Origin of the sequence: Pseudonocardia sp. ICBG1293 (genome assembly GCF_020131355.1) — a bacterium.
Classification (GTDB): Bacteria; Actinomycetota; Actinomycetes; order Mycobacteriales; family Pseudonocardiaceae; genus Pseudonocardia.
The window spans coordinates 59,524-79,770 of sequence record NZ_JAHLEL010000014.1; the positions used below are offsets into that span (position 1 = coordinate 59,524).

20 protein-coding genes are annotated in these 20,247 nt (G+C 74.5%); 7 read left to right on the top strand and 13 right to left on the bottom strand.

What is annotated here, in order from left to right; all coding sequences use genetic code 11:
• Positions 1-54: 54 nt before the first annotated feature.
• Genes KPF47_RS08625 through KPF47_RS08640 form a run of 4 tightly spaced genes read right to left on the bottom strand, consistent with a single transcriptional unit; the run spans position 55 to position 3,310 of the window.
• The gene (locus KPF47_RS08625; protein WP_224387985.1) at positions 55-528 is read right to left on the bottom strand and encodes a thioesterase family protein; all 474 of its coding nucleotides are present in this window, start codon (positions 526-528) and stop codon (positions 55-57) included.
• Positions 521-1,498, bottom strand: coding sequence for a 3-hydroxyacyl-CoA dehydrogenase NAD-binding domain-containing protein (locus tag KPF47_RS08630; RefSeq protein ID WP_224387986.1), 978 nt, complete (start codon positions 1,496-1,498; stop codon positions 521-523). The genes KPF47_RS08625 and KPF47_RS08630 overlap by 8 nt, the downstream gene beginning before the upstream one ends.
• Positions 1,491-2,384: a 3-keto-5-aminohexanoate cleavage protein gene (locus tag KPF47_RS08635; RefSeq protein ID WP_224387987.1), complete on the bottom strand. Its 894-nt coding sequence runs from the start codon at positions 2,382-2,384 to the stop codon at positions 1,491-1,493. Before KPF47_RS08635 ends, KPF47_RS08630 begins: the two co-directional genes overlap by 8 nt.
• Positions 2,381-3,310, bottom strand: coding sequence for a TetR/AcrR family transcriptional regulator (locus KPF47_RS08640; protein WP_224387988.1), 930 nt, complete (start codon positions 3,308-3,310; stop codon positions 2,381-2,383). The genes KPF47_RS08635 and KPF47_RS08640 overlap by 4 nt, the downstream gene beginning before the upstream one ends.
• Before the next feature lie 209 nt (positions 3,311-3,519).
• On the opposite strand from KPF47_RS08640, the gene KPF47_RS08645 reads away from it, so the two are divergent.
• Positions 3,520-5,001, top strand: a complete 1,482-nt coding sequence (locus tag KPF47_RS08645; RefSeq protein ID WP_224387989.1) for a mannitol dehydrogenase family protein — start codon at positions 3,520-3,522, stop codon at positions 4,999-5,001.
• Between the two features lie 69 nt (positions 5,002-5,070).
• The gene (locus KPF47_RS08650) at positions 5,071-5,616 is read left to right on the top strand and encodes a dihydrofolate reductase family protein (protein ID WP_224387990.1); all 546 of its coding nucleotides are present in this window, start codon (positions 5,071-5,073) and stop codon (positions 5,614-5,616) included.
• A 13-nt stretch (positions 5,617-5,629) separates the two neighbouring features.
• On the opposite strand, the gene KPF47_RS08655 is transcribed toward KPF47_RS08650, so the two are convergent.
• The 3 genes from KPF47_RS08655 to pgm all read right to left on the bottom strand — a co-directional run bounded on the left by KPF47_RS08655 (position 5,630) and on the right by pgm (position 8,829).
• On the bottom strand, positions 5,630-6,253 hold the full coding sequence (locus KPF47_RS08655) for a TetR/AcrR family transcriptional regulator (RefSeq protein WP_224387991.1): 624 nt from the start codon (positions 6,251-6,253) through the stop codon (positions 5,630-5,632).
• 144 nt (positions 6,254-6,397) lie between these two features.
• A complete protein-coding gene (ppgK, locus tag KPF47_RS08660; protein ID WP_224387992.1) occupies positions 6,398-7,147 on the bottom strand; it encodes a polyphosphate--glucose phosphotransferase in 750 nt (249 codons plus the stop codon).
• Positions 7,144-8,829 carry a phosphoglucomutase (alpha-D-glucose-1,6-bisphosphate-dependent) gene (pgm, locus tag KPF47_RS08665; RefSeq protein WP_224387993.1) on the bottom strand — a complete coding sequence of 562 codons (1,686 nt, stop codon included), beginning with the start codon at positions 8,827-8,829 and terminating at the stop codon, positions 7,144-7,146. The genes ppgK and pgm overlap by 4 nt, the downstream gene beginning before the upstream one ends.
• 54 nt (positions 8,830-8,883) lie before the next feature.
• On the opposite strand from pgm, the gene KPF47_RS08670 reads away from it, so the two are divergent.
• Complete coding sequence (locus tag KPF47_RS08670) at positions 8,884-9,765, top strand: cobalamin-binding protein (protein WP_224387994.1); 882 nt, start codon at positions 8,884-8,886, stop codon at positions 9,763-9,765.
• 7 nt (positions 9,766-9,772) lie between these two features.
• Here KPF47_RS08670 and KPF47_RS08675 read toward each other — a convergent pair whose 3' ends face one another.
• A complete protein-coding gene (locus tag KPF47_RS08675) occupies positions 9,773-10,852 on the bottom strand; it encodes an AbrB family transcriptional regulator (RefSeq protein ID WP_224387995.1) in 1,080 nt (359 codons plus the stop codon).
• A gap of 416 nt (positions 10,853-11,268) precedes the next feature.
• On the opposite strand from KPF47_RS08675, the gene KPF47_RS08680 reads away from it, so the two are divergent.
• Positions 11,269-12,111 (top strand): IS5 family transposase, encoded by an 843-nt coding sequence (locus KPF47_RS08680; RefSeq protein ID WP_224386276.1) that lies wholly within the window; start codon positions 11,269-11,271, stop codon positions 12,109-12,111.
• A 91-nt stretch (positions 12,112-12,202) separates the two neighbouring features.
• Positions 12,203-12,796 (top strand): plasmid pRiA4b ORF-3 family protein, encoded by a 594-nt coding sequence (locus tag KPF47_RS08685; protein ID WP_224386178.1) that lies wholly within the window; start codon positions 12,203-12,205, stop codon positions 12,794-12,796.
• 31 nt (positions 12,797-12,827) lie between these two features.
• On the opposite strand, the gene KPF47_RS08690 is transcribed toward KPF47_RS08685, so the two are convergent.
• Entirely contained in the window at positions 12,828-13,667 is an 840-nt protein-coding gene (locus KPF47_RS08690) for an IS5 family transposase (protein WP_224386569.1), read from the bottom strand.
• 192 nt (positions 13,668-13,859) lie between these two features.
• On the opposite strand from KPF47_RS08690, the gene KPF47_RS08695 reads away from it, so the two are divergent.
• On the top strand, positions 13,860-15,560 hold the full coding sequence (locus tag KPF47_RS08695; protein WP_224387996.1) for a class I adenylate-forming enzyme family protein: 1,701 nt from the start codon (positions 13,860-13,862) through the stop codon (positions 15,558-15,560).
• A 27-nt stretch (positions 15,561-15,587) separates the two neighbouring features.
• Here the strand turns inward: KPF47_RS08695 and KPF47_RS08700 are convergent, their stop codons facing one another.
• From KPF47_RS08700 to KPF47_RS08715, 4 genes are all read right to left on the bottom strand, one after another.
• Positions 15,588-16,382, bottom strand: a complete 795-nt coding sequence (locus tag KPF47_RS08700; RefSeq protein WP_224387997.1) for an LLM class flavin-dependent oxidoreductase — start codon at positions 16,380-16,382, stop codon at positions 15,588-15,590.
• Between the two features lie 40 nt (positions 16,383-16,422).
• Complete coding sequence (locus KPF47_RS08705; protein WP_224387998.1) at positions 16,423-16,887, bottom strand: nitroreductase/quinone reductase family protein; 465 nt, start codon at positions 16,885-16,887, stop codon at positions 16,423-16,425.
• A 78-nt stretch (positions 16,888-16,965) separates the two neighbouring features.
• Positions 16,966-17,982: a hypothetical protein gene (locus KPF47_RS08710; protein ID WP_224387999.1), complete on the bottom strand. Its 1,017-nt coding sequence runs from the start codon at positions 17,980-17,982 to the stop codon at positions 16,966-16,968.
• 11 nt (positions 17,983-17,993) lie between these two features.
• Positions 17,994-18,527, bottom strand: coding sequence for a YbhB/YbcL family Raf kinase inhibitor-like protein (locus KPF47_RS08715; protein WP_224388000.1), 534 nt, complete (start codon positions 18,525-18,527; stop codon positions 17,994-17,996).
• Positions 18,528-18,633: 106 nt separating this feature from the next.
• On the opposite strand from KPF47_RS08715, the gene KPF47_RS08720 reads away from it, so the two are divergent.
• Complete coding sequence (locus KPF47_RS08720) at positions 18,634-20,217, top strand: Na+/H+ antiporter (protein WP_224388480.1); 1,584 nt, start codon at positions 18,634-18,636, stop codon at positions 20,215-20,217.
• Positions 20,218-20,247 lie beyond the last annotated feature (30 nt).

The window sequence follows — 20,247 nt, forward strand, 5'->3', positions numbered from 1 at the left end:
ACGTGTCTCCTCGCAGAGGGCCCCGGTCGCGCCGGGGCCGCGGTCTCGGGCCCATCACGTCGAGGGGCGATGCACCTCCTCCCGGCCGATGGCCGCGATCGCCCGGCCCGCGTGCTCCGGTTCACCCGGGAGCACGAGCGAGTCGAGGGCGGCGGCGACGTCGTCGGGGAACGGTGCGGTCCCGCCGGGGCCGACGTGCAGGCACATCAGCTCCTCGGTCGCCCGCAGCCGCCCGTCCACGTGCAGCTCGTGCCACAGGCGCAGCCGCTTCGCGTCCCGGCCCAGCACCCGGGTGCGGACCTCCAGCACGGCGTCCGGCCCGATCTCGCGCAGGTACCGGACGTGCCCCTCGACGGTGTAGAGCGAGCAGCCGGTGGCCGCGCGGTACCCGGGGTCCATGCCGGTCCGGTCCATCAACGCGGTCGTGGCGTCGCCGAACACGAGCACGTAGTACGGCTCGGACAGGTGACCGTTGTAGTCGATCCACTCCGGGCGGACGGTGTCGGTGTGGCGCAGCGGTTCAGGCACCGGCGCCCCCGGCGGCACGGGCCGCGTCCACCGCCCGGCGCACCGCGATGACCGCGCGGTCGCGTTCGGCGACGAGCTCGGCCATCGGCCGGCCACCGGCGGAGACCTCGGCCCCGGCGACCATGTCGTCGCGCAGCTCCTGCGTCAGCTCGGGGGCCTCCAGGCGGGTCCACGGCGCCTTCAGCGACGGTCCGAAGTGGTCGAGCATGTGCGCCATCCCGCCCTGCCCGCCGGCCAGGTGGAAGGTCAGGCAGGGGCCGTGCACCGGCCAGCGCAGCCCGGGTCCGTCGGTGATCGAGCGGTCGATCTCCTCGGGGGTGGCCTCACCGGCGGCGACCATGTGCAGCGCCTCGCGCCAGATGGCCTCCTGCAGCCGGTTCGCGATGAACCCGGGCAGCTCCCGTTCCATCTCGATCACCGACTTGCCGATGTGCCGGTAGAAGTCGGCGGCCCGCGAGGCGACCCAGCCCTCGGTCCGTTCCCCGCCGACGACCTCGACCAGCGGGATCAGGTACGGCGGGTTGAACGGGTGCCCGACGACGAGCCGGCCCGGCTCGGCCGCCTCGGTCGCCATGTCGGTCATCGGGAAGCCCGACGTCGACGAGGCCACCACCACGTCCGGTCCGGCGGCCACCGCGGCCGCGGCCAGCTCGGCGAGCAGCGAGCGCTTGAGCTCCAGGTCCTCCGGGGCGCTCTCCTGCACGAAGTCCGAGCCGGCGACGGCCTCGGCGGCGGTCGGGAACACGGTGATCGCACCCGGGTCCGCGTCCGGCGCCAGGCCCAGCTCGGTGAGCGCGGGCCAGGCGGCGTCGACCACCCGGCGCAGCTTCTCCTCGGCGTCCGGGGCCGGGTCCCAGGCGCGCACGGTCAGCCCGCGGGACAGGAAGTAGGCCGCCCAGCCGGCGCCGATCACGCCGGCGCCGATGCAGGCGACGGTGCGGATGTCGGTGACGGGACGCAGCTCAGGCACCGGCGCGCTCCTTCAGGCCGAGGATCTCGCGTGCCCGGTCCGGGGTCGCGACGGTGGCGCCCAGGTCCTGCACGATCCGGACCGCCCGCTCGGTGAGTTGCTCGTTGGTCGCCTTCACCCCGCGCGAGAGGTAGAGGTTGTCCTCCAGCCCGACGCGGGCGTGCCCGCCGGCCAGGATCGACCGGGCCACCCACGACAGCTGGTCGCGGCCGATCGCGAACGACGCGAAGTTGGCGCCCTCGGGGAGCAGGTCGACCTCCGCGGCGAGTACACCCGGGTCGGCCGGGGCGCCGTAGGGGATGCCCATGCAGAGCTGGAACAGGGCCGGGGCGTCGATCAGGCCCTCGGAGACCAGCACGTTCGCGAACCACAGCTGGCCGGTGTCGAAGATCTCCAGCTCCGGCTTCACACCGAGCTCCTGGATCCGCTTCGCGCCGGTGCGCAGCATGTCGGGGGTGGAGATGTAGAGCTGGTTGCCCTCGCCGAAGTTGAGCGAGCCGCAGTCCAGCGTGCAGATGTCGGGGAGCAGGTCCTCGACGTGCGGGAGCCGCTCCAGCGCGTTGACCAGGTCGGTGCCGTCGACCGGCTTGAGCGGGTCGTCGGCGTCGATCACCAGGTCGCCGCCCATGCCCGCGGTCAGGTTCAGCACGACGTCGACGCCGGAGTCCCGGATCAGGGTGACGGTCTCGCGGTAGAGCTCCACCGCCCGCGACGGGCTCCCGGTCTCCGGGTCGCGGACGTGGATGTGCACCACGGCGGCGCCGGCGCGGGCCGCGGCGATCGCGTCCGCCGCGATCTGCGCCGGGGTGACGGGCACGTGCGGGCTGCGCCCGACCGTGTCCCCGGCCCCGGTCACCGCGCAGGTGATGATGACGTCACGGTTCATCCGTTCTCCGTCCGATCTGGGTGTTGCCGGTGGTCCGGCGCCGCGAGCGCGGCCCGGTCGATGAAGTCGTGCAGGACGGCGCGCATCCGGTCGGTGCCGGCCCGCGGGGTCATCGCGAGCACCTGGATGCCGAGCCCGTCGATCAGGGCGGTGAGCTGGTCGGCCAGCGCCTCGGTGCGCCCGGCGACGAACACCCCGGCCGCGGCGCCGTCGTCGAGGGTCATCGCGATGCTGCGGTACCAGCGGTCGTAGGCGTCCCAGTACAGCTCGCGCCGCGCGGGGTCGATCGCCGACTCCGCCCACACCTGGATCCAGATGGACCACTCCCGGCGCAGCAGCGCACCGTCGGGGAGCTGCAGGTCGATCAGCCGCAGCAGCCGTTCCCGCGGGTCGGAGACCGTGTCGAGCTCGGCGACCTGACGGTCGAAGGCGAGGCGCACGTTGTGCCGCAGCGCGGAGTCGAGCAGCTCCGAGCGGGTGGGGAAGTGGTAGTGGATCGCCGCCGGGCTGGTCCCCGCCGCCCGCGCGACGTCCGCGGTGCGGACCCGGTGGTAGCCGTGGTCGGCGATGAGCTCCCAGGCCGCGTCGAGGATCCGGCCCCGGGTGCCGTGCGACCCGCCCGCCTCGCGGCCCGGGCCGGGCTCGGCGGCCGGGGCGGCCGCCCCGGTGGGGACCGCGGTGCGGGCGCGGGCGCCGTCGCGGCCGTGCAGCAGCCGCGCGACCGTCTCCCCGGTGACCTCGGCGACACGGACGAGTTCGCCGGCGGCGAAGCGCCGCCGGCCGGCGAGGGACTTGGACAGCTTGGTCTCGTCCAGCCCCACCGCGGCCGCGAACCGGCGCTGGGTCCAGCCGTCGCGCTCCAGCAGGGCGCGTACCCGGCCGGCCACCGCTTCGTCGGCGGTCCGGGGCTCGCGCGGGTCGGTCACCGGGCGACCGTAGGCCCACACTTGCGATATGCGCAAGTCTAGATCTTCGATCGTCGCAGCGCACAGCCTCGTTTCGCTGGCGTTACCGGTGAGGCGACCAGTTCGCGCGGGCCGGTCGCGGAACCGCTTGCGCCGGCCGGTGGGAGCGGTAGTGTCGTGCCCTCACCCGACAGCGTCGCGGGGGCGCGGGGGATGTGGCGAGGGGGACCATGCGTTCGCTGGACGAGGCCGGGATCTGGACCGACGGGATCGAGGGCGTGGAGGTCCCCGGCTACGACCGGACCGCCGTGGGCCGCGGGATCGTCCACATCGGTGTCGGCGGTTTCCACCGTGCCCACCTGGCGATGTACGTCGACGCGCTGCTGGCCTCCGGCGGTGCGCCGGGGTGGGGGATCTGCGGGGTCGGCGTGCTCGGGACCGACGACCGGATGCGGGACGTGCTCGCCGCCCAGGACGGGCTCTACACACTGGTGCTCAAGGAGGCCGACGGCACGCTCGCGCCGCGGGTCGTCGGGTCGCTGGTCGACTACCTCTACGCCCCCGACGACCCCGAGGCCGTCATCGAGCGGATCGCGCACCCCGACGCTCGGATCGTCTCGCTGACGATCACCGAGGGCGGGTACGCGATCGACCAGCAGACCGGTGAGTTCGACCCGGACTTCCCCGGCATCCGTGCCGACCTGGACGCGATGGCCGCGGGCACCGCCCCGACCGGGGCGTTCGGGCTGGTCGTCGAGGCGCTGGCCCGGCGCCGGGAACGCGGCACCGGACCGCTCACGATCATGAGCTGCGACAACATGCAGGGCAACGGCGACGTCGCCCGGCGGGTGTTCACCGGTGTCGCCCAGCTCCGCGCCGCCGACCTCGGCGCCTGGGTCGCCGAGGCGGTCACCTTCCCCAACTCGATGGTCGACCGGATCACCCCGGCCACCGCCGACACCGACCGCGACGCGCTCGCCGAGCGCTTCGGGCTGCGCGACGGCTGGCCGGTCGTGTGCGAGCCGTTCACCCAGTGGGTGCTGGAGGACCACTTCGCCGCGGGCCGCCCGGAGTTCGAGCGGGTCGGGGTGCAGGTCGTCGACGACGTCGTGCCCTACGAGTTCATGAAGCTGCGCCTGCTCAACGCCACCCACCAGGCGCTGGGGTACCTGGGCTACCTCGCCGGGCACCGCTACGTCCACGAGGTCGCGCAGGACCCCACCTTCGCCGCGTTCCTGCGCGGCTACATGGACGACGAGGCGACCCCGACCCTGCGCCCGGTCCCCGGCATCGACCTCGACGAGTACAAGGACACGTTGCTGGAACGGTTCGCGAACCCGGGCGTCGCCGACACCCTGACGCGGATCAACTACGGCAGCTCGGACCGGATCTCGATCTTCCTGCTGCCGGTGGTGCGCGAGCAGCTGGCCGCGGACGGGCCGGTGGACCGGGCGGCCGCCGTCGTGGCGGGATGGTGCCGCTACGCCGAGGGCACCGACGAGGCCGGCGGGTCGATCACCCAGCAGGACCGCCTGGCCGAGGAGATGACCGCGCTGGCCCGCGCCGAGCGCGACACGCCGGGGTCGTTCCTGTCCCACCGCGGTGTCTTCGGCGACCTCGGCTCCGACGAGCGGTTCGCGGGCGCGTTCCGACGTGCGCTGGAGTCGCTGTGGTCGCGCGGGGCGGCGTCCACCGTCGCGGACCTGGCCTGAGCCGATGAGTACCGGGCCGGGCCGCGGTCCTACCCCCGACACCTCAGCAGCCGACCCCGGGAGACCACAGTGGGCACCATCGACGTGCACGAGTTCATCAGCCTCGACGGGGTCGTGTCCGACCCGTCCTGGACCGCGGAGTACGGCTTCACCGACGCGATGGGGGAGGCGATCGGCCGGCTGACCGATGCCGCGATCCTGCTGGGCCGCACCACCTACGAGATGTTCCACCCGGCCTGGTCCGCCCGTGGTCACGACGTCGAGTCCGGTGGCGCGTTCTTCAACGGCGCGCCCAAGCACGTCGTCACCTCGACCCTGGCCGACCCGCTGGAGTGGGAGAACTCGCACGTGCTGGGCCCCTACGACCCCGCGCGGATCCGCCGGCTCAAGGAGTCCACCGAGGGTGGGATCTACGTCTCCGGCAGCGTCACCCTGGTCCGGGCGCTGCTCGCCGACGGCCTGGTGGACACCCTGAACCTGTTCGTCTACCCGGTCTCGCTCGGCACCGGGCTGCGGCTGTTCGCCGAGGGCAGCCGGGTACCGCTGCGGCTGCGCGAGTCCGAGGCCTACGAGAACGGCGTGGTCCGGCTGACCTACGGGCCGCTGGTCGCCTGAGGCCGCGGCGTCCTCAGTCGGCCAGCTCCGCGAAGGCCGTACGGGCGGCGGCCAGGACCTCGCCGTAGACCCGTCGGGCCGCCCGGCCCGCCGGGTCGGTGAGCCAGCCCGCGACCGCGACCTGCAGCACGGCCATGGCGGCGGCCGCGGCGAGCCGGTGTGCGGTCGAGGGGGTGGTGGCGCCGTCGCGCTCGGCGAGCCCCCGGGCCACGGTCAGCTCGACGGTCCGCCCGACGTGGGCGATCCGCGGGTGCAGCTCGGGGTGGGCGCGCAGCAGCTCCATCTGCCCGTGCCAGGTCGGGCTGGTCGTCAGCGCCTCGGCCACCTCGGCGAGCACCGCGGTCGCCGCGGCCAGCGGGGAGGTCTCGGGCCGGTCCCGGACCTCGGCGGCGAGCTCGTCGAGGGAGGCGGTGTCCCAGTCGAACAGCACCGCGTCCTTCGAGGGGAAGTGGTTGAAGAAGGTGCGCGGGGCGACGTCGACGTCGGCGCAGACCTCCTCGACGGTGAACGCGTCCGGACCCTGGGTGCGGGCGCGCTCCAGCGCCGCGGCGCGCAGTGCCTGCCGGGTCCGCACCTTCTTGCGCTCCCGCAGCCCGTGGCAGCGCGCCTCCTGGTCGGTCAGCATCTCGCCGATCATGCCCGTCCCGCCTCTCCCGCTGGTCCCGGCGCGGCTCGCACCCTCGGAACGTGCGGGGAGTGCAGTCGTGCAGCCCCTGCAGTGTGCTCGCCTGTTCGTGAGCAACGCAAACCAGTGCTCCGCGCGCGCCCGGCGGGGCGCCGCTCAGCCGTGCGCCAGCAGCGCCGCCCCGATGATCCCGGCCTCGTTGAGCAGGCCGGCCGGGACGAGCTCGGTGCGGGTGTGCACGTAGGGCGACCACTTCTCGAATTTCTTGCTGACCCCGCCGCCGACGACGATCAGGTCCGGCCACAGCAGCCCCTCGACGTGGGTGAAGTAGCGCTGCAGCCGGGCCCCCCACTGCTCCCAGTCCAGGTCCTCGCGCTCGCGGGCGGAGTCGGCGGCGCGCGACTCGGCGTCGAACCCGTCGATCTCCAGGTGCCCGAACTCGGTGTTGGGCACCAGCTTCCCGTGGTTGACCAGCGCCGACCCGATGCCGGTCCCGAGGGTCACGACGAGCACGAGCCCGTGGTGGTGGTCGGCGGCCGCGCCGAACTCGGCCTCGGCGACACCCGCGGCGTCGGCGTCGTTGACCAGCAGCGCGTCCCGGCCGGTGACCCGGCGCAGCACCGCGGCGGCGTCGCAGTCGACCCAGGCCCGGTCCACGTTGGCCGCAGTGCGGGTGACCCCGTGGGTGACGACGGCCGGGAAGGTGCAGCCGAAGGGGTCGCGCCAGTCGAACTCGTCGAGGATCTGCTTGACGGTGTTCGCGACCGCCTCCGGGGTGGACGGCTGCGGCGTCGGGATCCGTACCCGCTCCGCGGCCAGCCGGCCCTTGTGCAGGTCCACCGGGGCACCCTTGATGCCGGAGCCGCCGATGTCGATACCGAAGCCGAGTGCGTGCTTGCTGGTCACGCGCCCGATCCTCCCAGGGCCGCCGAGACCACTCCGCGCGCCTCGTCCTGGATGCGTGCCAGGTGCTCCGGCCCGCGGAAGCTCTCGGCGTAGACCTTGTAGACGTCCTCGGTGCCCGAGGGGCGGGCGGCGAACCACCCGGCGTCGGTGACGACCTTCAGGCCGCCGATCGCGGCGTCGTTGCCCGGGGCACGGGTGAGCCGCGCGGTGATCGCGTCCCCGGCCAGCTCGGTGGCGGTGACGGCGTCGGCGGCCAGCTTCGACAGCGCCGCCTTGTCCTCCCGCGAGCAGGCGACGTCGGTGCGGGCGTAGGCGGGGGCGCCGAACCGCCCGGTCAGCCGGGCGTAGTGCTCGCTGGGGGTCGACCCGGTGACCGCGGTGATCTCCGAGGCCAGCAGGGCCAGCAGCAGGCCGTCCTTGTCGGTGCTCCACGGCGAGCCGTCGCGGCGCAGGAACGACGCGCCCGCGCTCTCCTCCCCGCCGAATCCGATCGTGCCGGACCGCAGGCCGGGCACGAACCACTTGAACCCGACGGGCACCTCGACCAGCGTCCGGCCCAGGTCGGCGGCGACCCGGTCGATCATCGACGAGCTGACGGCGGTCTTGCCGATCCCGGCGGCCGCGGGCCAGCCGGGGCGGTGGGCGAACAGGTAGCCGATCGCGACGGCGAGGTAGTGGTTGGGGTTCATCAGGCCGCCGTCGGCGGTGACGATGCCGTGCCGGTCGGCGTCGGCGTCGTTGCCGGTGGCGATGGTGAAGGGGGCACCGCGCGGAGCCTCGGCGGAGCGCGCATCGGCACCGCCGGCCTCCATGCGGGCGATCAGCGACGCCATCGCGTACGGCGAGCTGCAGTCCATCCGGATCTTCCCGTCCCAGTCCAGGGTCATGAACCCGAACGTCGGGTCGACGTCGGGGTTCACCACGGTCAGGTCCAGGCCCCAGCGCTGCGCGATCTCACCCCAGTAGTCCACCGAGGCGCCGCCGAGCGGGTCCGCGCCGATGGTGACGCCGGCGTCGCGGACCGCGGCCATGTCGAGCACCTGGTCGAGCTGGTCGACGTAGGTGCCGAGGTAGTCGTAGCGGTGTGCGGCGGCGTCGAACCGGGCGCGGCGCACCTCCTTCAGCCCGTTCTCCAGCAGCTCGTTGGCCCGGTCGGCGATCCAGGACGTCGCCTCGGTGCCTGCCGGGCCGCCGTCCGGCGGGTTGTACTTGAAGCCCCCGTCGGCGGGCGGGTTGTGCGAGGGGGTGACGACGACGCCGTCGGCGAGGTGCCGGCCGTCGCGCCCGGCGTTGGTCACGAGGATCGCGTGCGAGATCGCCGGGGTCGGGGTCAGCCCGTCCCGGGAGTCGATCACGACGTCGACGCCGTTGGCCGCGAACACCTCGGCCGCGGTGCGCCAGGCCGGCTCGGACAGCGCGTGGCTGTCGCGGCCGAGGAACAGCGGGCCGTCGGTGCCCTGCGCGGCCCGGTACTCGACGATGGCCTGGCTGGTGGCGGCGATGTGGTCGTCGTTGAAGGTCGCGGTGAACGCCGACCCGCGGTGCCCGGACGTGCCGAACGCGACCCGCTGCACGGCGACCGACGGGTCGGGGTGGGTCGAGGCGTAGGCGGCCAGCAGCGCGTCGACGTCGACGAGGTCCTCGGGGCGGGCCGGGGTCCCGGCGCGCTCGTGCACGGTCATGCGGCGATCCTTCCCCCTCGTCGCGGCCCACGCCACCGCCTACCGTCGTGCGGTGTGCGGATCGCGTCGTTGCTCCCGGCCGGGACCGAGATCGCCGGACGGCTCGGCCTGGCCGCCGACCTGGTCGGCGTCACCTTCGAGTGCGACGAGCCGGTGGGGGTGCGGGACCGGGTGCCGGTGGTCGTCGACACCGCGCTGCCGCCCGCCGCGTCGCCGGGGGAGATCGACGCCGTGGTCCGTGCGCGCGCCGCGGCCGGGCTGCCGCTCTACGCGGTGCACCGTGCCCGGCTCGCCGCCGCCGACCCCCAGCTGATCCTCACCCAGGACCTGTGCGCGGTGTGCGCACTGCCCGGCTCGACCGTCGCGCAGGTCCAGGCGGAGCTGGGGACCCGGGCCCGGGTGCTGTCGCTGGACCCGCACCGGCTGGCCGACGTGCTCGACGCGGTGACCGCGGTCGGCGTCGCGGCCGGGGTACCGGAGCGCGCCGCCGACCTGGTCGCCGGCCTGACGGCGCGGCTCGACGCCGTCGCCGCCGCGGTGCGGGGCCGTCCGGCGCCGCGGGTGCTGGTGCTGGAGTGGACCGACCCGCCGTTCCTGCCCGGGCACTGGGTACCCGACCTGGTCACCGCCGCCGGCGGGGTCCCGGTGGCCGCGGACCCGGGCGGACGCAGCACCGCGGTCGACCCGGCCGCCCTGCCCCCGTGCGACGCGGTACTGGTCGCGCCCTGCGGCTTCGGGCTCGACGACGCGCTCGGCCAGGCCCGCGCGGCCCTGGCGTGGCTGCCCGCCGGGGTCCCGGTGCACGCGATCGACTCCGCGTCGTTCGTGGTGCGGGCGGGCCCGCGGCTGGTCGACGGGGTGGAGGCGATCGCCGCCGTCCTGCACCCCGGGGTGGTCCCCGCGCCGCCACCGGGCCGGGTGGCCCGGGTCCGCTGAGCGGGCCTCAGCCTGCGGTGCCGGGGCCGAGCCGACGCCCCACCGCCCGTGCGATCCACGGGGCCACCAGCAGCATCAGGATCACCCGCAGCACCTGCACGGCGACGACGGAGGTCACGTCGACACCGGAGGAGATCGCCGTCGCCAGGACCGCGTAGACCCCGCCCGGGGTGGTCGCGAGGTAGCCCTCCAGCGGGGTCATCCCGGTGAGCCGGGACAGCAGCAGCCCCAGTGCGGCGCACAGCGCCACGACGCCCAGGATGAGCACCGTGGCGAGCGGCAGCACGCGGGCGACGGTCCCGAGCGCGGCCCGGGTGAAGCGCAGCCCCGCCTGCCAGCCGATCACGGCGTAGGCGACGTCGACGATCGGCAGCGGCACCGACGCGGCGAAGGAGAACCCGGCCAGGCTGATCACCAGCGCCACCAGCATCGGCCCGAGCAACGCCCCGGCGGGGACCCGCGCGATCTTCCCCAGCGGCACCCCGACGCCCACGCAGACCGCGGTCACCGCGAGCCCGACCCACCACGGGGTGCCGGGGCCGGCCGCCGCGGGGGGCGGGGCACCGGTGGAGGCGCCGTAGACGACCGCGGCCACCACCGGCATGGTCGCGGTGACCAGGCCGACCCGCAGGTACTGGATGACGGCGACGGTGCGCTCGTCCCCGCCCAGCTCGCGGCTGATCGCGACCAGCCCGGACGCACCGCCCGCGGTCTGGGCGAGCATCCCGGTGAGCGGGGTGACACCGCGCTGCAGCCCCATCAGCAGCCCCGACCCCATGCTGACCAGCAGCGTCGCCAGGCTGATCAGCAGCACCGGCAGCCACTCGGCGGCCACCGCGGCGAGGGTGTCGGGGCGGGCGAGCAGCCCGATGACCACACCGATGACCGCCTGCGCCCCCGACGTCGCGGGGCGCGCGACCCGTACGGGGCCGAGGCCGGACAGTGCGAGCACGGTCGCGACCAGCAGCCCGGCGAACAGGGCGGGGGAGGGCACGTCCACGGCGGCGAGGCCGGCGGTCACCAGCACGGTCAGGGCGGCGAGCAGCAGCCAGCGCCACCATCCGGTCTGCGACGGGCGGGACCTCACCGTGTGATCACGACCCGAGCCTAAGAGCGCCCGGCAAATGAGGTCGTGGGGGTGTCGTTGCAGGTAGAGGCACGGACTCTCCAGGCGACTATCAGGACATCAGCAATCCCATGATCACTTGCAGGTCCGTGTCTCTACCAACACCGACACACGGCCACCTCTACTGCCGGACGCTCTAAGAGGTCGTTTCAGAACGACTTGTCGAGTTTCCATTGACCCCTCGACGACAGATCAAACGGCAGGTCAGATAGCCGCTTGTCGTCTACAACAGACACGTCGACCTCGTTCTGAAATGACCTCTAAGAGGTCGCGCGGATTGGTCACAGCTTGGCCGCGGTCGAGTGTCTGGGGGCGAGGGCGGGTACGGGCCTGCCGATCATGAAGTTATCTACGCTTCGTGATCGTCTGGAGGCCGCGTGCCCACCCTGCCATCATGGCTGACCGAGCCGTTGTGGGACCAGTTCACCGCGCTGCTGCCTCATCGAGACGAGTTCGATCCCACCCATCCGCTGGGCTGCCATCGCCGCCGGATCGCGGATCGGATCGTGTTCGACAAGCTCCTGCAGGTACTGCGGTTCGGCTGCTCGTATGAGGGCATCGCTGACAGCACCTGCTCGGCGACCACCATCCGCGATCGTCGTGACGAGTGGATCAGGCTCGGGGTCTTCGCCCAGCTGCGTCGGATCGTCCTGGACGCCTACGACCGCATCGTCGGTCTGCTGCTGCACGACATCGCCGTCGATGGCGCCATCACCAAGGCCCCCGGCGGCGGCGAGGTCGCCGGTCCGTCGCCGGTGGACCGGCGCAAACAGGGTATGAAACGTTCGGTGCTCGTCGAGGGATACGGCATCCCGCTGGGCCGAGTCCTGGCCGGAGCCAACCGGCACGACTCCCCGCTACTGGGCCCCACCCTCGACCGCCTCGATGCTCTCGGCCCGCTGCCCGACGACATCACCGTGCACCTCGACGCCGGCTATGACTCCGGCAAGACCCGCGACACGCTGGCCGAACGAGGCCTGCACGGCGAGATCGCGCACAAGGGTGAGAAAGCGCCGATCCAGGCCACCCGCCGCTGGCACGTCGAGCGGACCAACGCTTGGCACAACAGCTTCAACCGGCTGCAGCGCTGCTACGAACGACGAGAAATCGTCGTCGACGCGTTCTTCGACCTCGCCGACACGATCGTCACACTCCGTAGCTTGATTCGGCAGGCCTGGACCACACACCGCTGGAACGCCCGACCTGCACGACGTCCATGATCACCAACCAATCCGCGCGACCTCTAAGACGTCGTTTCAGAAGTGGTGGGCCCGGTTCTGCCGGTGACGGCGGGGCTGGCAGCATCGGCTGATGGTCGCGCCTCGTGTGTCTGAGAAGACGAAGATTTTCGAGTTGGAGATCGTCCTGACCGAGGTGGTGCCGGCGGTCCGGCGTCGGGTGCAGGTGCCGGGCGAGGTCGACTTGGCGGTGTTGCACGAGGTGGTGCAGTCAGTGATGGGCTGGACGAACTCTCATCTGCACGAGTTCGAGATCGTCGGGCGCCGCTACGGGATCCCAGACCCGGACTGGCCCGGACAGGATGTCGCCGACGAGACGAAAGAGAAGCTGTTTCGGCTGGTCAAGGCTGGTGACCGGTTCGGTTACGTCTACGACTTCGGTGACAACTGGGCCCACGAGATCACCGTCGAGGCGGTCGCGGCCGTCGAGCCGGGAGTGTGCTATCCGCGATGCGTCGCCGGGCAGGGGGCGTGCCCGCCCGAGGACGTCGGCGGGATCGGGGGGTATGAGGACTTCCAGGCCGTGCTCGCCGACCCTGACCATCCCGACCGCGCCGAGCGCCTGGAGTGGGCGGGCGGGCCGTTCGACCCGCACCGCTTCGACCCTGACGAGGCCGACCGGGCCTTGGAGTGGCTGGCCTGGCGGCCGCTGGCCCCGACCTCGTAGGCGAGTGCCTCAGCGAGGGCTGGGTCGACCATCACTTCGGCTTCGGCTTGGTGAGGCGGCGGTGGCAGATCAGGGCGCAGGCCAGCGATAACAGCGCGGTGATCGTGGATTCGGCGCGGTCGTAGCGCAGCGCGAGGCGGCGGAAGTCCAGCAGCCAGGACATGGTGCGCTCGACGACCCAGCGGACCCGCCCGAGCCGGGTGGAGTCCTCGATCCCGCGCCGGGCGATCCGCACCCCGATCCCACGCCCACTCAGGTAGCGGCGGCAGCGGGGATAGTCGTAGCCCTTGTCGGCGTGCACCTTGTCCGGCCGACGTCGCGGACGCCCCGGCTGTCCCGCCCGTTCGCGGACGCCGGGGTTGGTGTCCAGCAGCGGGGCGAGCATCCGACTGTCGTGGGTGTTCGCCCCGGTGACCAGCGCATGCAGCGGGAGCCCGCCTCGGTCGCAGAGCACGTGGTACTTGCTGCCCGCCTTCCCGCGATCGGTCGGCGAGGGCCCGGTGGCCTCGCCGCGGCGCTTGGCCCGCACGCTCACGCTGTCCACCGCCGCCCGCGACCAGTCCAGCAGGCCCTGCTGGGCGAGGCGGTCGAGCATCACCCGGTGCAGCTGGGCCCAGACCCCGGCCTGCTGCCACTGCCGTAGCCGCCGCCAGCAGGTCACTCCGGACCCACAGCCGAGCTCGGCGGGCAGCGCGTTCCAGCTGATCCCGGTCTTGAGCACGAACACGATCCCGGCCAGAGCGGCCCGATCCGGCACCCGCGGACGGCCTGTCCGTCCCCGCTTGTGCTTGCGCGGCTTGGGCAGCAGCGGCTCCACCAGCGCCCACAGCTCGTCGCTCACCAATCGCTCGACACAAGATCGCCGCGCCACGACCGGACATGATCAGCTACCAGCGCCGATCCACACAGGACCGACACGCCGACTTCTGAAACGACCTCTAAATGGGACGCGCGTACTGGGGCGCGGTGAGTCGCGACACGATCGTTGTCCCGAGCGAACGACCGCGGCTTCCCCTCCGGGCTCCCGCCGGGGTAGGACGGACGGGCACGAGGAGGTGCGCCGATGGGAGACACCCCGGGGGACGACCCCGCCGCGACCACCGGGCTCGGACCGGTGATCGCCGGGCTGACCGCGCCCGGCGGGGAGTTCGAGCTGGTCGACGCGGACGTGCGGGGGGTCCCGATGCGGGTCTACCGCCGCGGACCGCACACCCTCGCCGAGCTGTGGGCGACCACGGCGGCCTGGCCGGAGCGGACCTTCACCGTCCACCACGGCGAGCGGCTCGGCTACGCCGAGCACCGCAGCCTCGTGGCCGACCTCGCCGGGGTCCTCACCGGACGGTTCGGGCTCGGGCCCGGCGACCGGGTCGCGATCGCCATGCGCAACCTGCCCGAGTGGCCGGTGGTCTTCTTCGCCGCGCAGGTCGCGGGGCTGGTCGTGGTGCCGCTGAACGCCTGGTGGAGCGCCCCCGAGCTGGCGTGGGCGGTGGCCGACTCCGGCGCCCGGGTGGTGGTCGCCGACCCGGAGCGGTGCGCCGCCCTGTGCGGCGCCGGGACCGGGGTGCCGGTCGTACGGGTCCGGGGTGGCGGGGCGCCCGCCCCGGCAGCGGTGACCGAGTGGGACGACCTGGGGCTGCGCACCGACGGTCCCGGTGACCCGGCCGCGGGCACCGCGCCCGGCCCCGACGACGACGCGACGATCCTCTACACCTCCGGCACCACCGGCCGTCCGAAGGGCGCGGTCGGGACCCACCGCAACCACGTGACGAACCTGCTGAACGTCGCGCTGCAGGCCCGGGCCACCGCGCTCGGGACCGGGGTGGAGCCGCCGCCGGGACAGCAGGGGACCCTGCTGATGTACCCGATGTTCCACATCGCCGGGATCAACGGTCTCGTCGGCGCCGTGCTCGGCGGGGCGAAGCTCGCGACGCTGCACCGCTGGGACCCGATGGCCGCCCGGGCCGTCGTGCGGGAGGAGCGGCTGACCCGCTCCAACGGGGTCCCCTCGACCACGGCGGAGCTGCTCGAGGGCGCCGACCCCGCCGACCTCGCGTCGCTGCGGACCGTCGGGATGGGCGGGGCACCGGTGCCGCCCGGGCTCGTCGCGCGGATCGGGCGCGAGCTGGGTGCCGGGGCCGCGAACGGCTACGGGCTGACCGAGACGACCTCGGCGATCTGCGCGAACACCGGGCCCGAGTACCGGGCCCGGCCCGACTCGGTCGGCCGCCCCGCGCCGGGGGCCGAGCTGCGGGTCGTCGGCGAGGACGGGCGGGAACGGCGCGACGGCGAGGTCGGCGAGCTGTGGTTCCGCGGTCCGAACGTGGTCCGCGGCTACTGGAACCGGCCCGACGCCGACGCCGACGCCGGCGCGTTCGTCGACGGCTGGTTCCGCACCGGCGACCTGGGGCACGTGACCGACGGCTGGGTGTACGTCGTGGACCGGCTCAAGGACGTCGTGCTGCGCGGTGGGGAGAACGTGTACTGCGCGCAGGTGGAGGCGGCGATCCACGAGGTCGACGGCGTCCTGGAGGTGGCCGTGCTCGGCGTGGGGCACCCGCGGCTGGGTGAGGAGGTCGCGGCGCTGGTGCGGGCCCGCCCCGGCGCGCCCCGCGACGACGACGCCGTCCGGGCCGCCGTCGTGGCGCGGGTGGGGCGGTTCGCCGCGCCCGCACACGTGCGGTGGACCGACGAGCCGCTGCCCCGCACGGCCACCGGGAAGATCCGCAAGCGGGAGCTGCGGGAGGGGTTCGGCGCTACGACGTGACGGCACCACGGCGGGGGAGCGCCGGTGTCACCGGTCCGGTGCGGTGGCGTCGCGGGCGGCGGACACGGCGTCCAGCCAGGGACCCGGGTCGGGGGCTCCGGCCGGTGGGACCAGCACGACGCAGTCCAGCCCGGCCTCGGCGCGGGCCCGCACGATCGTCGCGACCTGCCCGCCGTGCGCCGCGGGATCCTCCGGCAGCGCGACGTAGCCGACGCGCCGGAAACCGTCCGCGGCTCCGCCCGGCCCGCACTCCCGGAGCGAGGACGCGACCTCCTCGGGGGTCGGGCCGGAGTCGAGCAGGACCCCGTCGGCGAGGTCCCCGGCCAGCCGCAGGGTGCGCGGCCCGCGCGCGCCGACCAGGACCGGCGGGACGATGGTGGGCGGGTGGTCCAGCCGGACCCGGTCCAGCGACACGTAACGCCCGGAGCGGGTGACCTCACGACCGGCGAGCAGGTCCCGCACGGCGCTCGTGTGCTCGGCGAGCAGCGTCAGCGGTGAGGCGACCCGGTTGCCGACCTGACCCATCCAGTCGAGCACGCCGTGCCCGAGGACCGGCAGGTACCTGCCGGGGAACAGCCGGGCGAGCGAGGCGGTCTCCATCGCGACGACCGCCGGGTTCCGCAGCGGCACCGGGAACAGCCCGACGCCGACCGTGAGGGTGTCGGTGCGGGCCAGCGCGACGGCGGCGGTGGCGGTCCCGCCGTGCAGGAAGCAGTCCTCCCACAGCCACAGCTGGTCCAGCCCCGCGGCCTCGACGTCGCGGGCGACCCCGGGCAGCTGTTCGGGGGCCAGCTCGGGCCGGAAGACGATGCCGATGTCCATACCGGTCACCGTGCCACGCCCGCGCGCCGCGCCGCGCGGCTCAGGCGGGGTCGATGCGGAACACCGGGCAGATGCCGGTCAGGGCCCCGAGCGCGGCGGGCGTCGGCTCGGCGACGACACCGTTGTCCACCATGATCCCGACGCCGTCCGGGGTGACCTGCGGCCACGCCTCCAGCACCGGGCGCGCCTGCTCCGGCGGCAGCTCGACCAGCACCACGGACTCCGGCTCGGCGTCCGGACCGGTGCTCAGCGTGGCGTGACCGCCCGCCGCCCGGACGTTGACGATCCAGTCGGCGCCCGGGAACCCACCGACGACGAACCGTTCGCCGCCGGTGGCGTACACCGTCAGCGGGGTGTGCCGGGGTGTGCCGCTGCGCCGGCCGGGGACGCTCAGGACGGGCAGCTCGAAGGGCAGCTCGCCACGCTCGCGGCGGGCGAGCAGGTCGTCGTTCAGGTCCCTGATCCGCTGCGGGGCACGGATGTGGCGGCGGGGGTCGTCGGACACAGGGGCTCCTCGTCGTCGGTGGGGGTCTCGGCGGAGTCGGCAGTGTGGCGCAGGTCGGTGCCCGGCGGGCGCGTGCCCTCAGTCCGGGCGCAGCCCGTCCAGCGCCTCCTCGGCCCGGGCGAGTGCCTCCTCGGCCCGTTCGGCCCGCCCCGCGGCGTCCCGGGCGGCGCGGTCGGCCTCCGCGCGGGCGCGGTCGGCGTCCTCGGCCGCGGCCCGGGCACGGTCCAGCTCGGCGGCCAGCTCGTCCACGTGGCGGTGCGCGTCGTCGCGGCGGGCGGCGGCCCGCTCGGTGCGGTCCCGGGCGTCGTCGCGTTCGCGGCCGGCGTCGTGGGCGGCCAGACGGGTGGTCTCGACCGCCCTCTCGGCCTCGGTGACCGCCTGCGCCCGGCGCTCGGCCGCACGCCGCTCCCGTTCCTGCGCGGCCCGGCGCCCGGCCTCCCGCCGCCGCGCGTCCCGCCGGCGCTCCGACGGCTCCGCGGCGTCGGAGTCCGCCCCGGCATCGTCTCCGCCCTCCCCGGCGTCTACCCGTCGTGGAGCAGCGTCGGCCGGCGCGGAGCCGGTGACCGGTCGCGGGCCCGCCTCCGGTGCGGCCCCGGCGTCCGGCGTCGGCCCGGCGTCGCCGAGCGGCCCGAAGCCGCTGTGCCGCTCGTAGCGCTCCAGCCGGCCCGAGCGCACGCGGTCGGCGAGGTCCTGGCTCGCCAGCGCCGACTCCAGCACCCACCGCACGTCGCGTTCCAGGCCCGGGTCCACCCGGGCCCCGGCGGCGCGGCCGAGGGAGGCGGCCCGCCGGGCCAGGGCCCCGACCAGCCGGGTGCGCTGCGCCGACACCTCCCGCAGGGCCGCCCCGTCGAGCGAGCGCTGGGCGTGGGCCAGCAGGGGGGCCAGGGCGAGCAGACCCTCCAGGTCGTCGCGGGCGTCGTCGACCAGCAGGTTCGTCAGCCACGCGGCCCGGGTCGGTCGCCGGGCGGCGGCGATCTCCCGGGCCGCGTCGGCGTGCCCGTCGGCGCGGGCCCGGGCGGCGGCGTCGGTGCGGGCGGCGACGAAGTCCTCCGGCGGGACCCGGTACAGCCGGTCCAGCTCGGTGTCGGTGTCCACGCCGGCGGACCTCAGCTCAGGTTGGCGTGCGTCCCGACCAGGACGGCACGACCGACGGTGTGTCCGAACAGGGTGAAGGCCAGGAACGTCGGCGTCGCGGTGGCGGGCACGTCCAGCGAGGGCACGTCGACGGCGTGCACCACGAAGTAGTACCGGTGCGGGCCGTGCCCGGGCGGCGGTGCCGCCCCCAGGTAGCGGGCCAGGCTCGCGTCGTTGGGCAGCTGCACCGCGCCCTCGGGCAGGCCGGACCCGGTGTCGTCACCGGCGCCGGAGGGCAGCGACGTCACCGACGCCGGCAGATCGAACACCGCCCAGTGCCAGAACCCGGCGACGGTCGGGGCGTCCGGGTCGTAGCAGGTCACGGCGTAGGAGCGGGTCCCCTCCGGCGCACCGGACCAGGACAGCTGCGGCGAGACGTCCTCGCCGCCCGCGCCGAAGATGCCGGAGAGCTGGGGGGTGGCGAGCGCGGTGCCGTCGTCCAGGTCGGTACTGGTGAGGGTGAACGACGGGACCGGGGGCAGCTCGTCGTAGGGGTTGCGGGGCACGGGGCGGACCTCCTCGGTCGGTGGGGGGTGTGTCTCGCCGGTGATCCTGGCACGGCGCGTCGGGTGCCGTGGGGCGGCGAGCAGGGCAGGGTGTCGGTCCGTGGAGATGCTGCTCGTGCTCGTCGGGCTGATGGTGGCCGCGGTCGTCCTGGTCGGGGTGGGGGACCGGCTGCGGCTGCCCTGGCCCGCGCTGATGGTGGTGCTCGGCGTGGTCGTCGCGCTGCTGCCCGGGCTGCCCGACGCGTTCGTCATCGACCCCGAGCTGATCCTGCCGCTGTTCCTGCCGCCGCTGCTGTTCGCCACCGCCCAGCGCACCTCGTGGGCACTGTTCCGGGCGCGGTGGCGGACCATCGCGCTGCTCGCCGTCGCGCTGGTGCTGGTCACCGCGACGGCCGTGGCGGGCACGGTGTGGCTGCTCGTCCCGGGGATCGCGGTGACCGCGGCGGTCGCACTGGGCGCGATGGTGGCCCCGCCGGACCCGGTGGCCGTCGAGGCCGTCGCCGGGCAGGTCCCGATCCCGCGCCGGGTGGTGGCCGTGCTGCAGAGCGAGGGGCTGTTCAACGACGCGACCGCCCTGGTCGTGTTCCAGGCCGCGGTGCTCGCCACCGTCTCCGGCGGCGAGCTCAGCCCGCTCGGGCTGGGCGTGCGGTTCGTGCTCGGCGCGGCCGGGGCGGTGCTCATCGGTCTCGGGGCCGCCTGGCTGGCCCGCCGGGTGCTCGGCAGGCTCACCGATGCCACCGGACGGAGCGCGCTCACCCTGGTCCTGCCGTTCGCCACCTACCTGGCGGCCGAGGAGCTCGGCGCCTCCGGGGTCATCGCGGTCGTCGTGCTGGCGTTGCAGCTGCGGGCCGGGGCGGACGCCGACGAGGCCGCCGAGCGGCTCACCCAGTCCTCGCTGTGGAACGTCGTCGAGCTGCTGGTCACCGGTCTCGCGTTCGGCCTGATCGGGCTCGACCTGCGCCAGGTCGTGCTCGCCGCGGGCGACGAGCTGCCGACGATGCTCGGGCACGCGGCGGTCGTGTGCGTGGTCGTCGTCGCGGTACGGGTGCTGTGGATGGTCGTCGCCTGGCAGGTGCTGGCCCGCAGGACCGACGACGCCGCCGCGGCCGGCGCCGCGCCGCTCACCGGGCGCGAGGCGGTACTGCTGTCCTGGTGCGGCATGCGGGGCCTCGCGACGCTGGCGCTCGCGCTGTCGCTGCAGACCGCCTCCGGTGCGCCGTTCCCGGCCCGTGACCAGCTCGTCCTGATCGCGGTGTCGGTGCTGTTCGTGACGCTGCTGGTGCCGGGCTTCACCCTCGGGATGCTGGTCCGCGGGCTCGACATCGACGACGAGGCCGATGCCGAGGAGCGCGCCGAGCGGGAGATCGTGCTGCGGGCGCGCCGTGCCGCCGTCGCGACCCTGGAGTTCGAACGCACCGTCCGGGGACTGCCCGAGGAGGTCGGCACCGCGATGCGCGAGCGCGTCGAACGGCTGGAGCGGGTGCTGTCGGGGGAGACCCCGTCGGAGGAGGAGCGGTCCCGGATCGCGGCGGTCAAGCAGGCCCGCACCGCGTTCGCCGAGGCCCAGGCCTCCGCGCTGGCCGCGGCCCGGACGGAGGTGCTCGCCGCCCGGCGCGAGCCCGGCGTCGACCCGCACGCCGTCGACCGGGTGCTGCGGCGTCTCGACCTGCGCACGGTGCTGCTGGACTGAGGACCGGACGTGTCCGCGTCGACGGTCACG